We start from the raw sequence: 14600 nt of genomic DNA, 5'->3' as shown, positions 1-14600 counted from the left end.
AATTGCACTACGTAAATAAATCGTTATAATCGCCTTTCATTCTAACATAAAGACTAGGGCTCTTTTCGATGAATCTATTAGAAAAAACGCTTAATTTAACCTATTGGCAGCGCGTAAAAATCGCCTTTCAATATGTGATGCCACAAAAATACCTGACCCAAGGTGCAGGTTGGTTAGCCAAACAAAAATGGGGTATCGTCACTCATTTCATCATCAAACTTTTCGCTAAAAAATATGGCATTAATATGTCCGAAGCTGCAAAAGAAAATTTCAGCGACTACGCGACCTTTAACGAATTTTTTATCCGCCAATTAAAAGAAGGGGCGCGTAAAATTGATGAAAATCCCACCGCACTTTGCTTGCCGGCGGATGGAAAAATTAGCCAATGCGGCGACATTTCAGACGAGACTATGTTGCAAGCGAAAGGTCATAGTTTTAGCTTACGCGATTTATTAGCCGGTGATGAAGCATTAACTGCGGACTTTAAAAATGGCACCTTTGCCACCACTTATTTATCACCGCGCGATTATCATCGCGTGCATATGCCTTGCGATGCAACATTACGCAAAATGATTTACGTGCCTGGGGATTTATTTTCGGTCAATCCGTTTTTAAACGAACACGTACCGAATCTCTTAGCGCGTAACGAACGTGTAATTTGCGTATTTGAGACGGAATTTGGAAAAATGATCCAAATTTTAGTGGGCGCAACTATTACCGCAAGTATTAGCACTGTTTGGGCCGGCGTGATTAACCCACCGCGTCCGAATGAAATCAAAACGTGGGATTACAATGACAACGCAGTAACGCTGACCAAAGGTCAAGAAATGGGCGCGTTTTTATTGGGATCCACAGTGATTAACTTGTTCCAAGCGAATCAAGTGAAACTTGCCGACAATCTTGATGTTGACACCGTCACCCGTGTTGGCGAAGTGTTAGCGCATAAAAAATAACTCACAAAAAAGGAAAAAACATGTCAATTTTTGATTCAGTAAAATTAGAAACCACAGGTGAAAAAGGCGGCTACGGTGTTGGTCTGCAAATTGGTCAACAGCTTGCCGACAGCGGTTTAAAAGTCTCTGCGGAAGCTGTTGCTAAAGGGATTTATGATGTTTTAAATCAAAATCCGCCTGCGCTTGAATTAAGCGAAGTGAGCGCAGCGTTACAACAGTTACAACAAGAAGCACAAGAAGCGGCACAAGCACAATTCAAAGCCATTGAAGAAGAAGGTCGTGCTTTCTTAGTAGAAAATGCGAAAAAAGATGGCGTCAATGTCACCGAATCGGGTCTTCAATATGAAGTGTTAGTGGAAGGCAACGGTGCAAAACCAACGCGTTCAGACAGCGTTCGTGTACATTACACAGGAACCTTAACCAACGGCACAACATTTGATAGCTCAGTGGCTCGTGGCGTACCTGCGGAATTCCCTGTAAGCGGCGTTATCGCGGGTTGGACAGAAGCCTTACAATTAATGCCGGTAGGTTCAAAATGGCGTTTAACCATTCCACACAACTTGGCTTACGGCGAACGTGGTGCGGGCGCATCAATCCCACCGTTCAGCGTATTAGTGTTTGAAGTGGAATTATTAGATATTCTTTAATTTCAAGAAACAACAAAGCGCGGTTAATTTGACCGCGCTTTTTCATGTAAGCAGTATAATGTAGTAACTGCACAAAGCTGAAATGACGGTTGGTGAGCTTGTCGAACCATAAGGAATTTCAGCGTTTTCCGCACAAGACTTTCGTTTCAATAGGCTCAACGACCGTCTTGTACAACTCCTGCCAAATAATAAACCGTTATCCCTGCGCTTCCGTCACTGCCAATGGATATAAATTTAATTTTTCCATTAAAGCGCGATCATGATCTTGTTCAGGGTTTTCTGTGGTCAGTAATTTGTCCCCATAGAAAATAGAATTTGCGCCCGCCATAAAACACAAGGCTTGCATAGCTTCAGGCATATCCGTGCGCCCTGCAGAAAGACGCACATAACTTTGCGGCATCGTAATACGCGCTACCGCGATGGTGCGAACAAATTCGGTCCAATCCAGCTCTTCTGCTTCCGCTAACGGGGTATGTTCCACTTTGACCAATTGATTAATCGGCACACTTTCAGGTTGTGGGCTAAGATTTGCCAAGCTCGCAATAAACGCCGCGCGCTCGGCTCGTGTTTCATTCATCCCCACAATACCACCACAACAAATTTTAAGCCCCGCATCGCGCACTTTGCCTAAAGTGTCCATACGATCATCATGGGAACGCGTGTGAATGATTTGATTGTAACGTTCAGGGGCGGTGTCTAAATTATGGTTATAATAATCCAACCCGGCTTCTTTTAAATCCTCAGCCATGCCTTCTTCCAACATGCCAAAGGTACCGCAAGTCTCAAGCCCTTGCTCTTTGACGGCTTTAATAATGTTAGAAAGCAATACCATATCCTTTGGTTTTGGCCCACGCCATGCCGCGCCCATACAAAAACGACTTGCGCCGCGCGCTTTCGCGATTTTGGCTTTTTCTACAATATAATCCACATCCAAAATCGCTTGCTTTTGCACACCGGTATCATGGCGCGCCGATTGTGGGCAATAATCACATTCTTCCGGACAGCCGCCTGTTTTTATCGAAAGCAAGGTGGAAAGTTGGATTTCATTGGGATTAAAATTCTCACGATGTACCTGTGCTGCCTTAAAAACTAAATCCATAAAAGGCATATTAAATAATTCTTCAACTTGGCATTTTCGCCAATATTGCACCGTAGCATGGGGCGTTAGTTCTTCTTTTGCCTTTAAGTGCAAATGATAGTGCGTCATAAAACTTTCCTTTCTCAATATTAAGTGCCGGCATTATATCGATGCCGGCGACTATTTTAAATTTAGGCATCCACTCATCTGATGTCACTTTTAGCGATTATCTTACGATCATATCGTCCCGATGCACCGCCACCGAGCCGTATTCGTACCCTAATATACGCTCAATTTCCGTGGATTTTTTGCCTTTGATTTGCGCTAAGGCATCGCTATTATAACGCGGCATCCCTAGCGCAATGTCTTTTCCACTTTGGGTGCGAATTTTAACCACTTCGCCACGAGAAAAACGCCCTTCAACCGCCACAATCCCTGCCGGTAATAAAGATTTGTGCTGAATTAACACCGCACTTTCTGCGCCGTCATCAATCACTACAACACCGGCAGCTGGAGCGGCAAATAACCATTGCTTACGGCTTTCTAAGGGATCCGTTTGCGCGGTGAATTTGGTGCCAATGGCTTGACCATAGGCCAAATCCACAATCACATTCGGCTGATTTCCCGGGGCAATAATGGTTTCCACCCCCGAACGGGTTGCGACATCGGCTGCGGTAATTTTTGTGAACATGCCGCCTGTTCCTAACGTGGTTCCGCTACCGCCCGCAATAGAACGAATATGATCGGTAATTTGTTCAACCACGGGAATCAGTTTGGCATCAGGATTTTTACGTGGATCGCTATCAAATAAGCCCTGTTGATCCGTGAGCAAATAAAGTTGATCCGCTTGCACTAAAATAGCCGCTAACGCAGACAAATTATCGTTATCGCCCACTTTAATTTCCGCCGTTGCTACCGCGTCATTTTCGTTAATCACCGGAATAATACGGTTATCCAACAACGCGTGCAAGGTATCTCTGGCATTAAGAAAACGCTCGCGATCTTCAATATCCGCGCGCGTTAACAAAATTTGCCCAATGCGAATATCATAAATATCAAATAAACTTTCCCACGTTTGAATTAGCTGGCTTTGTCCCACAGCGGCGAGCATTTGTTTAGACGCGATGGTTGGCGGTAATTGTGGATGTCCTAAATAATCGCGCCCCGCTGCCATTGCCCCTGAAGTCACGATTACTACACGAAAACCCGCATTGTGTAACTCTGTGATTTGCTTCACGATAGAAACCATATGAGCACGGTTTAATTTTGGCGTTCCTTGCGTTAAGGTGCTGGTGCCAAATTTCACTACAATCGTTTTTTGCATATTTTTCATAAAATATTGACCTAAATTAAAAAATTTTGAATAAATTAGCACTAAACTCAGCAAAAATCACGAAAAATCTGACCGCACTTTGTACTGCCACTAAATAGGCATATAATGCCAAACAGTACAAATTTGGGAGAGACAAAATGACAGAAAGTTTATTGGTCGCCAGCCCCGAACAACGGGAAGTCACGCGCCTGTGTGTACAGGTTGCTACATTACAACTGCAACATGGTTTAGAAAGCGCGCAGGTAGCGCAAATGACCATACGACTCGGGATTGCCTTGGGCATGGACAGCGTAGAATGTGCGCTAACGCCAAATGCGGTTATTGTCACCACACGCATTAAAGGGCATTGCCTAACCACATCCCGCAATGTGTCCGACAAAGGGTTAAATATGCACGTGATCACGGAAGTGCAACATATTATCATTGCGGCGGAACATCATATTTATGACACGCAATTGGTACGCCAAAAGTTAGAAAATATTAAACCCTTTAAATATAATCGCTGGCTTGTGGTCTTTATGATTGGGTTATCCTGCGCGTGCTTTGCTCATTTATCCGGTGGCGATTGGATCATTTTTGCCATGACCTTTATCGCTTCCGCCATTGGGATGTTTATCCGTCAAGAATTTATCCATCGCCATTTTAATCCATTAATTGTCTTCGCCATTACCGCCTTTGTTGCCACGTTAATTTCAGGGCTTGCGCTCAAATTCAATTTAGGCAACCAACCACAAATCGCGCTCGCTTCCAGTGTATTATTGCTGGTACCGGGATTTCCACTGGTCAATTCCTTAGCGGATATGCTGAAAGGTTATCTCAATATGGGCATCGCGCGCTGGACGCTTGCCACCATTCTTACCTTTGGGGCTTGTATGGGCATTGTATTCGCTCTCAATCTACTGAATATTTCACAATGGGGAAACTAAAATGGAGCTATTTCTCATTCTGTTGGACGATATGTTTTTCGCCGCAATCCCAGCCGTAGGCTTCGCCTTAATTTTTAACGTCCCCCCACGCGCCTTAATTTACTGCGCAATTCTCGGGGCAGTTGGGCATAGTTTTCGCACCGCTTTGCTACACTTCGGCACATCCCTTGTTCTCGCCACATTCTTAGCCTCCGCCTTGGTGGGCTTTATCGGTGTTCAAATTGCGCAACGTTATTTGGCTCATCCCAAAGTCTTTACCGTTGCCGCCATTATTCCAATGATCCCGGGGATTTACGCCTATAAAGCAATGATTGCGGTCGTACAAATTAACTATTACGGTTCATCTCATGAATTATTCCAGCAAATGATGGATAATTTTGTCAAAACCGCTTTTTTACTGGGGGCATTAGTATTTGGACTTGCGTTGCCGCGTCTGTTATTCTATCGCCAAAAACCGGTCGTATAACCACATAAAAAAGGATTCTTATGACATTCAGCTTAATTGTCGCCACAACCCTCAACAACGTCATTGGCAAAGACAACCAAATGCCTTGGCATTTGCCTGCCGATTTAGCTTGGTTTCGCCAAAACACCACCGGAAAACCGGTCATTATGGGACGAAAAACCTTTGAAAGCATTGGTCGCCCGTTACCAAAACGCATTAACATTGTGCTATCACGCAAACCTTTTGAACACAATGGTGTGATTTGGAAAGACAGCCTTGAAAGTGCGGTGGATTTGGTGAAAGATTCAGAAGAAATTTTACTTATCGGCGGCGGCGAATTATTCAAACAATATTTGCCACAAGCAGATAAATTATATCTCACCCAAATTCAAGCCGAAATCGAAGGCGACACCTTTTTTCCTACCTTAAATTGGGATGAATGGCAAATCGAATACGAAGCATATCGCCCCGCCGATGAAAACAACGCCTATGATCTGCGATTTTTGATTTTGGTGAGAAAAAATAACCTAGGGTGAGTGGTGCTGCACCTTAAAAGTTAAACTAAACAACCAACTAGTTAAGGTGCAAATTTCTATCAATGAGTTGCAAAGTGGGGATAGGGTCAAACCGTGCTAGGTAGGATTGAATAGCCATTTATCCCCTATTCCAACAACCAATCCACAATATATTTCACTTGCACGCCATCAATTTCGTTTTGATCGTAATATCTGCCTGTGATCAGAATTTTTTTGTAGTTATCTTTAATATGTAACAAATTATCCGTTTCGTGGGTATTATCTGGGATTTCATATGCCACTTGCACATACAAAATTTCATCGGCTTTGCGAGCAATAAAGTCAATTTCTTTGCTGTCTAATTTACCCACATCAACCGTATAGCCACGGCGTAGCAGTTCGATAGACACAATATTTTCTAAGCGGTTAGCGTAATTTGCCCCTTTTTTACCAATGGCGTGCCGTCTTAAACCATTATCTACAATAAAATATTTCGCATTGGTTTTTAAATAGCCTTTGCCACGAATATCATATTGTTTCGCTTTATAAAATAAGAAGGCATTTTCTAATAAATCCAAATACTTACTGATAGTATGGTTAGAAGTGGGCACTCGTTCGGATGTGAGTGTATTACTGATTTTTGTCGGATTGACCAATTGCCCCACATTATCGGCTAAAAATAAAATGACACTTTTTAATATATGCGTATCTTTTACCCCTGCTCGATGTGCAATGTCATTCAATACAATGGAATCAAAAATGCCTGAAAGAATGGTGTCTTTTAGCGGTTCCGCTGACATCACAATGCTTGGGAAACCGCCGTATTGTTCATATTCCTGATATAACTTATCTACCATTCGAGAATGACTCTCCACATTTTTAGCAAGCAAAAACTCTTTGAAAGAGAGTGGATAAAGCTTAATTTCAACATATCGCCCACTGAGCAAGGTAGCCAACTCTCCCGAAAGTAAATTAGCGTTTGAACCCGTAATTACAATATCCGCATTAAAACTCACTCGAATTGCATTGATGATTTTCTGCCAGCCTTCCACAAATTGGATTTCATCAATCAGAAAGTAAATTTTATTTTGAGAATCAGGCAGTTTTTCTTGAATCAACAATTGGAAATCGTCAGCATTTTTGACCCCTTGATATTCAAAACCTTCAAGATTGAGATAAATAATATTTTCAGGGGCAATGCCTTGATTTTGTAGATAATCACGATACTGCATCAGCAATACCGATTTTCCAGAGCGGCGAACGCCTGTAATCACTTTGATAAAGTCTGTATCTTTAAATTGAATGAGTTCTTGTAGATAGTTTTCACGCAAAATCATAAGATCACCTAATTGGAAGTAAAGCTCCTGTTTTTATAAATTATACATAAATTGGAAATAAACTTCCAATTGTTTAAATAATTCATAAAAATGGAAATTGGCTTCCAATTCTATGAGATTTATCGCTCTAATAAATGAGCGATGCCACCCTTAATAATCTTTTGTAAACTTATACGGATAAGTTCATATCAACCCTACTCTACGTGCCGTTTTGCCGTTGACGCAAAGGTGATTTTATCGGGGCGGTAGCTGATGCTGCCGTATTGGAACAGGCTTCCATCGGATAAATAGGTGGTGCTGGTGACATTGACCACCATCTCATATTCCCCTAAATCCATAGTGTTTTTCTCTTCGTCATTGGCATAGCGGAAGCTGATTTCACGCTGTGAATGGCTGATTTTCAAGCCTAATTCACTTTCTAAATAATGATAAATTGAATGTTCGGCAATATCGCGGCTGATAAAAGGCACGATGCGGCGGTCGAAATAAGAAATTTCGTATTCCACATTTTCGCCGTTAATGGCACGCGTACGACCTATACGATAAAAATCAATCTGATCATTTACGTTAAAGATGCGCATCAATTCCGGCTCACCTTGCACAATATACAAGCTCGTGAGTGTCGTTTTTACTTGATGGGTTAAACCGCGGTTTAATTCCCCTACGGTTTTGATTTCCGAAAGCATTTGCGGTTTGGTTAGATCTCTCGCTAACACAATGGAATTTCGACCTTGTTGCTTTTGAATATAACCATCCATTTCCAATAAAAACAATGCCTTGCGGATGGTATCTTTGGAAAAACCATATTCTTGCATCAATTCGCCTTCGCTGGCTAATTCTTGATTTGCGCCTAAAATACCGCTGCGAATTTTATTTTTGATATCGTTATAAACTTTCTTATATTTGCTCATTTCCTACCCATTCCCTTTGCTCATTTTTTAATTCCTTGACGCATAGAATAACATAAATTTCACAACTTATACGTAAATTTTTGTGATCTACGTCATATTTTTACGATTAAATTTCATCTTTTACGTAAAAGTTGTTGCAGAAAGGAAAATTTAGGTTTAAATTAGCCGCGTTTTTTACTTTATAAAGGCAATGTTATGTTCACTCGGTCAAGCGGTGTTTTAATGCACATCACTTCATTACCAAACCCTTATGGTATTGGTTCTTTCGGGCAATCTGCGTACGATTTCGTGGATTTTTTAGTGGAAACAAAGCAAACTTATTGGCAAATCTTGCCATTAACCACCACAAGCTATGGGGATTCCCCTTACCAATCTTTTTCTGCCGTTGCCGGCAACACGCACTTAATTGATTTTGATTTATTAGCCAAACAAGGTCTGTTGAAAGCGGAAGATTACGTGAATGTTAATTTTGGTGATGACCCTGCCAAAATTGATTATGAACGTATCTTTTATGCTCGCCGTCCTATATTAGAAAGTGCGGTTAAAAATTTCGTTAAAAATGCGGCATACCAAGCGGATTATAAAAACTTCGAGAAAAATAACCGCACTTGGTTAGATGATTATGCGGAATTTATGGCGATTAAAGAGCATTTTGACAATAAAGCCATTCAAGAATGGGATGATAAAAAAGCCGTTGCTCGCGATGAGAAAACCCTTGAAAAATATCGTGCAATGCTGGCAGATACCATCCAATACTTCAAAGTCACCCAATACTTTTTCTTCCAACAATGGTTGGCATTAAAGGCTTATGCGAACCAACGCAAGATTCAAATTATTGGCGATATGCCGATTTATGTGGCGGCGGATAGCGTAGAAGTTTGGACAAAACCGGAACTTTTCCAATTAGACGCAACACGTAAACCGCTTTTTGTAGCAGGCGTACCGGCGGATCAATTTAGCGAAACAGGACAACTTTGGGGCAACCCGCTTTATGATTGGGCGGAGCATAAAAAACAAGGTTATAGCTGGTGGATTCATCGTATTGAAGAGAGCTTTAAAATTTATGATGTATTGCGAATCGACCATTTCAAAGGTTTCTCTGATTACTGGCAAGTGGACGGTGATGCGATTGTGGCAAAAGACGGAAGCTGGCAACCGGGTCCGGGCTATGCGTTGTTTGAAGCGGTGAAACAGCAATTAGGCGATTTACCGATTATTGCGGAAGATTTAGGCAATATTGATGATAAAGCGAGAAAACTCTTATCTGACTGTGGCTATCCCGGTATGAAAATTCTGCAGTTTGGTTTTGAAGATGTGACAGGCGAAAGCTTCGATAGCCCACATTACAACATTCCACATTCCATTACTTACATCGGCACACATGATAACGATGTGTTGAATGGTTGGTATGCGGATTTAAATGCGGAGCAACAGCAATACATCAACGATTATACCCATCGTGGTGAAAAGGAATCACTCAGCCAAGCAATGATTCGCCAACTGTTTGCCACCGTGAGCAATACGGCAATTGTCACCATGCAAGATCTCTTGGATTTGCCAAAGAGCTCAAGAATGAACATGCCGTCTACCATTGGCGGTAATTGGGAATGGCGTATGCTGGAAAGCGATTTAACCCAAGATAAAAAAGATTTCTTAACTCAAATGACTTCGTTATATCAACGAAAAAATAAACAAGGAACTCAAAATGACACAATTTAATTCTTTTGTAAAAAATAACACGAACAAAACCTTAGCAGAATTAAGCGATAAAGAAATTTATGTTCAATTATTAAATTTCGTAAAAGAAATTGCCGCAAACAAAGCAAAAAATAACGGTAAACGTAAAGTTTATTATATTTCTGCCGAGTTTTTGATTGGTAAATTATTATCGAATAACTTAATCAATTTAGGCTTATATGAAGAAATTAAAAATGAATTAGCGGAAGCGGGCAAATCATTAAGCCATATTGAAGATATTGAACCTGAACCTTCTTTAGGTAATGGCGGGTTAGGTCGTTTAGCTTCTTGTTTTATTGATTCAATGTCAACCCTTGGTTTAAACGCAGAAGGTGTGGGGTTAAATTATCACTGTGGTTTATTCAAACAAGTATTCAAACGCAATGAACAACACACAGAAGCAAACTTCTGGATTGAACAAGATGCTTGGTTAATTCCAACAGAGATTAGCTATGAAGTGCCGTTTAAAAACTTCACCTTAAAATCAAAATTAGATCGCATTGATATTTTAGGTTATCAAAAAGACACTAAAAATTATTTAAATTTATTTGATATTAAAGGGTTAAATTATAATTTAATCAAAGAAGGGATTGAGTTCGATGAAACTAAAATCGAAGAGAACTTAACTCTATTCCTTTACCCGGATGATTCAACTAAAAACGGTGAATTATTACGTATTTATCAACAATACTTCATGGTGTCGAATGCGGCACAATTATTGATTGATGAAGCGATTGAGCGCGGTAGTAATTTACATGATTTGGCGGATTACGCGTACGTTCAAATTAACGATACCCATCCATCAATGGTCATCCCTGAGTTAATCCGTTTATTAACGGAAAAACACGGTATTAAATTTGAAGAAGCGGTAGATATCGTTCGCAATATGGTCGGTTACACCAACCACACCATTCTTGCGGAAGCCCTTGAAAAATGGCCACTTGCTTATTTAGATGAAGTTGTACCGCACTTAGTGGTTGTCATTAAACAATTAGATCAATTAGTGCGTGCTAAATACAGCAATCCGGCAGTACAAATCATTGATGAGCAAGATCGCGTACATATGGCGCATATGGATATTCACTTCTCAAATGCGGTGAATGGCGTAGCGGCATTACATACTGAAATTTTGAAAAACTCAGAATTAAAAGCTTTTTACGAAATTTATCCTGAGAAATTTAATAATAAAACCAATGGGATTACATTCCGCCGTTGGTTAGAATTCGCTAACCAACCATTAGCCGCTTACATTAAAGAATTAATCGGTAATGGTTATTTGCAAGATGCAACGCAATTAGAAAAATTGTTAGCATTTAAAGATGACAAAAAAGTCCATCAAAAATTAGCGGAAATTAAATCCCAAAATAAATTGGCGTTAAAAACATACCTGAAAGAAAATAAAGGTATTGAGTTAGACGAAAATTCAATTATTGATACGCAAATTAAACGTTTCCACGAATATAAACGTCAACAAATGAATGCACTTTATGTGATTCATAAATACCTTGAAATTAAAGCGGGTAAATTACCAAAACGTAAAATTACGGTCATTTTTGGTGGTAAAGCAGCACCGGCTTATATTATTGCACAAGATATTATCCACTTAATTCTTTGTTTATCTGAATTGATTAACAATGATCCTGAAGTCAATCAATATTTAAATGTGCATTTAGTGGAAAACTATAATGTGAGCGTGGCAGAAAAACTTATTCCTGCAACGGATATTTCTGAGCAAATTTCACTTGCTTCAAAAGAAGCTTCGGGTACCGGTAATATGAAATTTATGCTCAACGGTGCCTTAACGCTTGGCACAATGGATGGCGCGAACGTAGAAATTGCCGAGCTTGCCGGTGCGGAAAATATTTATACTTTCGGTAAAGATGCTGATCACATCATCAAACTTTACGAAACCGCAGGTTATGTGTCAAAAGACTACTACACCAACGACAACAACATCAAAAGAGCGGTGGATTTTATCCTAGATCCTGCGTTGGTCAAATTGGGTAATCAAACGCGCTTAGAGCGTCTTTACAATGAGTTATTGAATAAAGACTGGTTTATGACCTTGATTGATTTCAATGATTATGTAGAGACAAAAGAGCAAATCTTGGCAGATTACGAAGACCAAGATAGTTGGAACCAAAAAGTGATTTGCAACATTGCGAAAGCAGGTTTCTTCTCTTCAGACCGCACTATCGCGCAATATAATGCAGATATTTGGCATTGTGAGGGCTAAGGGGGAAAAATGAAATTACTCACCCTCAATGTACACGCTTGGTTGGAGGACAACCAAGCGGATAAAATCCAAACACTGGCTCAAACCATTGTGGAAAAGGGCTACGATGTGATTGCTTTGCAAGAAGTCAATCAACTAATGTCAGCCCCTGCTCTTTCCGCTAGCTTAAAAGAAGATAATTATGGCGTAATTTTATTACGCCAAATTAACCAACAGGTTGAGCAAAAATATTCGCTGTTTTGGAGCAACTCACACATTGGCTACGATAAATATGATGAAGGAATCGCCTTTTTAACGCGCTTACCTGTATACGATGTGGATCCGTTTTATTGCAGCCAACACCAACGTTTAGATTCCATTCTTTCCCGTAAAATCTTAGGGTTAACGGTGGAATATCAAGGACAGTTGGTGGAATGTTATTCCTGCCATATTAATCTTCCTGATTGCAAAGAAGAAAATCAGCTTGAAAATATTCGCAATATTGTTGAGCGCACATCAAACCATCATCTCAAAATTCTAATGGGTGATTTTAATACGGACGCCATCACCAATCCGCAAGCCTATGAAAATATTAAATCCCTTGGATTAATTGATACTTACGATCTTGCGGAACAAAAAGATTCGGGGATTACGGTAGAAAAAGCCATTGATGGTTGGCGTGACCATAGCGAAGAGAAGCGATTAGATTACATTTTTTTAAATCAAGCAAAACGCGTTTTATCAAGCCAAGTGATTTTCAATGGCAAAAATAAAGCGGTGGTTTCCGACCATTTTGGTGTGGAAGTCGATCTCATTTTCTAGGAGTACAAACATGAAAAAACTACTGAGTTTTGAATTCTGGCAAAAATTTGGTAAATGCCTGATGGTGGTTATTGCCGTAATGCCTGCCGCGGGTTTAATGGTAAGTATCGGTAATTCATTGCCGTTACTCAGTGATGCCGAATGGGTGCTACGTCTCGGCAATATTATCGCCCAAATCGGTTGGGGGATTATCGGTAATCTTCATCTTTTATTTGCGCTTGCTATTGGCGGTAGCTGGGCGAATGAACGTGCCGGCGGTGCTTTTGCAGCAGGTCTTGCGTTTATCTTAATCAACTTAATTACCGGTAACTTCTTTGGCGTGAAGCTTGATATGCTTAGCGATCCAAATGCACACGTTAGCACACTGTTAGCGGGCGATATTCCTGTAGCAAACTATTTCGTTAATGTACTCGGACAACCTGCCTTAAATATGGGGGTGTTTGTGGGGATTATTGCCGGTTTTGTGGGCGCAACAACGTTCAACAAATACTACAATTTCCGCAAATTACCTGAAGTACTCACGTTCTTTAACGGTAAACGTTTCGTGCCTTTCGTGGTGATTTATCGTTCTGTAATTGTGGCGTTAATTTTGTCTATTTTCTGGCCGTTGGTACAAACAGGGATTAACCACTTTGGTCAATGGATTGCAAATTCACAAAATACCGCGCCAATTCTTGCGCCATTTATTTACGGTACATTAGAGCGTTTATTGTTACCTTTTGGCTTACACCATATGCTCACCATTCCAATGAACTACACCTCATTGGGCGGTACTTACACTTTCTTAACAGGCGCACATCAAGGTACGCAAGTATTTGGTCAAGACCCATTATGGCTGGCTTGGATCAGTGACTTAATTAACCTTAAAGATGCGGGAAGCCTAGACCAATACAACAACTTGCTTTCAACGGTAACGCCGGCGCGCTTCAAAGTGGGTCAAATGATTGGCTCAAGCGGTATCTTAATGGGCTTAACCTTAGCCATGTATATCAACGTAGATGCAGATAAGAAAAATATCTACAAAGGGATCTTCCTTTCTTCTGCTCTTGCGGTGTTCTTAACCGGCGTAACCGAGCCAATTGAATATATGTTTATGTTCGTGGCACTTCCGCTTTACATTGTTTATGCCTTAATGCAAGGTGCTGCATTTGCGATGGCGGATATTGTGGATTTACGTGTACATTCATTCGGTAATATCGAGTTTTTAACCCGTACACCAATGTCGATAAAAGCGGGAATTGGCATGGATGTGATCAACTTTATTTGGGTCTCTATCCTTTTCGCCGTAGTGATGTTCTTTATCGCTAACTTTATGATTAAGAAATTCAATCTCGCCACAGCCGGTCGTAACGGTAACTACGATGCGAAAAATGCCGATGATAACAGCTCAAGCAACGAGCCAACCGTTGCTAACGCAAGCGCACAAGTGATACAAATCGTGAATTTACTGGGCGGACGTAACAATATCGCCGATGTGGATGCCTGTATGACACGTTTGCGTATCACTGTTCACAATGCGGAACTCGTGGGCGATGAAGCCGGTTGGAAACAAGCCGGAGCCATGGGCTTAATCATCAAAGGCACAGGTATCCAAGCTATCTACGGGCCAAAAGCCGATGTATTGAAATCTGATATTCAAGATCTACTTTCATCCGGTGTAGAAATCCCGAAAAGTTAGATA

At 40.8% G+C, this 14600-nt stretch carries 13 protein-coding genes; 9 read left to right on the top strand and 4 right to left on the bottom strand.

Features of this window, described 5'->3' with window-relative positions; all coding sequences use genetic code 11:
• The first annotated feature begins 68 nt into the window (after positions 1-68).
• The gene (asd, locus tag E7T07_RS01235; RefSeq protein ID WP_135709113.1) at positions 69-953 is read left to right on the top strand and encodes an archaetidylserine decarboxylase; all 885 of its coding nucleotides are present in this window, start codon (positions 69-71) and stop codon (positions 951-953) included.
• Positions 954-973: 20 nt separating this feature from the next.
• The gene (gene bamJ / locus E7T07_RS01230) at positions 974-1600 is read left to right on the top strand and encodes a BamJ family beta-barrel-assembly machinery protein (protein WP_135709112.1); all 627 of its coding nucleotides are present in this window, start codon (positions 974-976) and stop codon (positions 1598-1600) included.
• 196 nt (positions 1601-1796) lie between these two features.
• Here bamJ and bioB read toward each other — a convergent pair whose 3' ends face one another.
• Together bioB and proB are read right to left on the bottom strand one after the other, a co-directional pair.
• A complete protein-coding gene (bioB, locus tag E7T07_RS01225) occupies positions 1797-2807 on the bottom strand; it encodes a biotin synthase BioB (protein WP_135709111.1) in 1011 nt (336 codons plus the stop codon).
• A 97-nt stretch (positions 2808-2904) separates the two neighbouring features.
• Positions 2905-4011, bottom strand: a complete 1107-nt coding sequence (gene proB, locus E7T07_RS01220) for a glutamate 5-kinase (RefSeq protein WP_135709110.1) — start codon at positions 4009-4011, stop codon at positions 2905-2907.
• Positions 4012-4148: 137 nt separating this feature from the next.
• On the opposite strand from proB, the gene E7T07_RS01215 reads away from it, so the two are divergent.
• From E7T07_RS01215 to folA, 3 genes are read left to right on the top strand one after another with little or no spacing between them, the layout of a single operon-like run.
• A complete protein-coding gene (locus E7T07_RS01215) occupies positions 4149-4937 on the top strand; it encodes a threonine/serine exporter family protein (protein WP_135709109.1) in 789 nt (262 codons plus the stop codon).
• 1 nt (position 4938) lies between these two features.
• Positions 4939-5403 (top strand): Asuc_0715 family succinic acid exporter, encoded by a 465-nt coding sequence (locus E7T07_RS01210; RefSeq protein ID WP_135709108.1) that lies wholly within the window; start codon positions 4939-4941, stop codon positions 5401-5403.
• A gap of 20 nt (positions 5404-5423) precedes the next feature.
• Positions 5424-5918 carry a type 3 dihydrofolate reductase gene (folA, locus tag E7T07_RS01205; protein WP_135709107.1) on the top strand — a complete coding sequence of 165 codons (495 nt, stop codon included), beginning with the start codon at positions 5424-5426 and terminating at the stop codon, positions 5916-5918.
• A gap of 125 nt (positions 5919-6043) precedes the next feature.
• On the opposite strand, the gene E7T07_RS01200 is transcribed toward folA, so the two are convergent.
• The gene (locus tag E7T07_RS01200; protein ID WP_135709106.1) at positions 6044-7234 is read right to left on the bottom strand and encodes an ATP-binding protein; all 1191 of its coding nucleotides are present in this window, start codon (positions 7232-7234) and stop codon (positions 6044-6046) included.
• A 194-nt stretch (positions 7235-7428) separates the two neighbouring features.
• Positions 7429-8145 carry a GntR family transcriptional regulator gene (locus E7T07_RS01195; RefSeq protein WP_135709105.1) on the bottom strand — a complete coding sequence of 239 codons (717 nt, stop codon included), beginning with the start codon at positions 8143-8145 and terminating at the stop codon, positions 7429-7431.
• A gap of 195 nt (positions 8146-8340) precedes the next feature.
• On the opposite strand from E7T07_RS01195, the gene malQ reads away from it, so the two are divergent.
• The 4 genes from malQ to E7T07_RS01175 are packed head-to-tail and all read left to right on the top strand — an operon-like array spanning position 8341 to position 14597.
• Complete coding sequence (gene malQ, locus E7T07_RS01190) at positions 8341-9864, top strand: 4-alpha-glucanotransferase (RefSeq protein WP_135709104.1); 1524 nt, start codon at positions 8341-8343, stop codon at positions 9862-9864.
• Positions 9851-12118, top strand: coding sequence for a glycogen/starch/alpha-glucan family phosphorylase (gene glgP / locus E7T07_RS01185; RefSeq protein ID WP_135709103.1), 2268 nt, complete (start codon positions 9851-9853; stop codon positions 12116-12118). The genes malQ and glgP overlap by 14 nt, the downstream gene beginning before the upstream one ends.
• 9 nt (positions 12119-12127) lie before the next feature.
• Positions 12128-12919 (top strand): endonuclease/exonuclease/phosphatase family protein, encoded by a 792-nt coding sequence (locus tag E7T07_RS01180; RefSeq protein WP_135709102.1) that lies wholly within the window; start codon positions 12128-12130, stop codon positions 12917-12919.
• A gap of 10 nt (positions 12920-12929) precedes the next feature.
• On the top strand, positions 12930-14597 hold the full coding sequence (locus E7T07_RS01175) for a PTS transporter subunit IIBC (RefSeq protein WP_135709101.1): 1668 nt from the start codon (positions 12930-12932) through the stop codon (positions 14595-14597).
• The last annotated feature ends 3 nt before the right edge of the window (positions 14598-14600 follow it).

The organism is Actinobacillus porcinus, assembly GCF_901764995.1.
In the GTDB taxonomy this organism is placed as follows: domain Bacteria; phylum Pseudomonadota; class Gammaproteobacteria; order Enterobacterales; family Pasteurellaceae; genus Exercitatus; species Exercitatus porcinus.
This window is presented reverse-complemented; position numbering and strand designations above follow the sequence as displayed.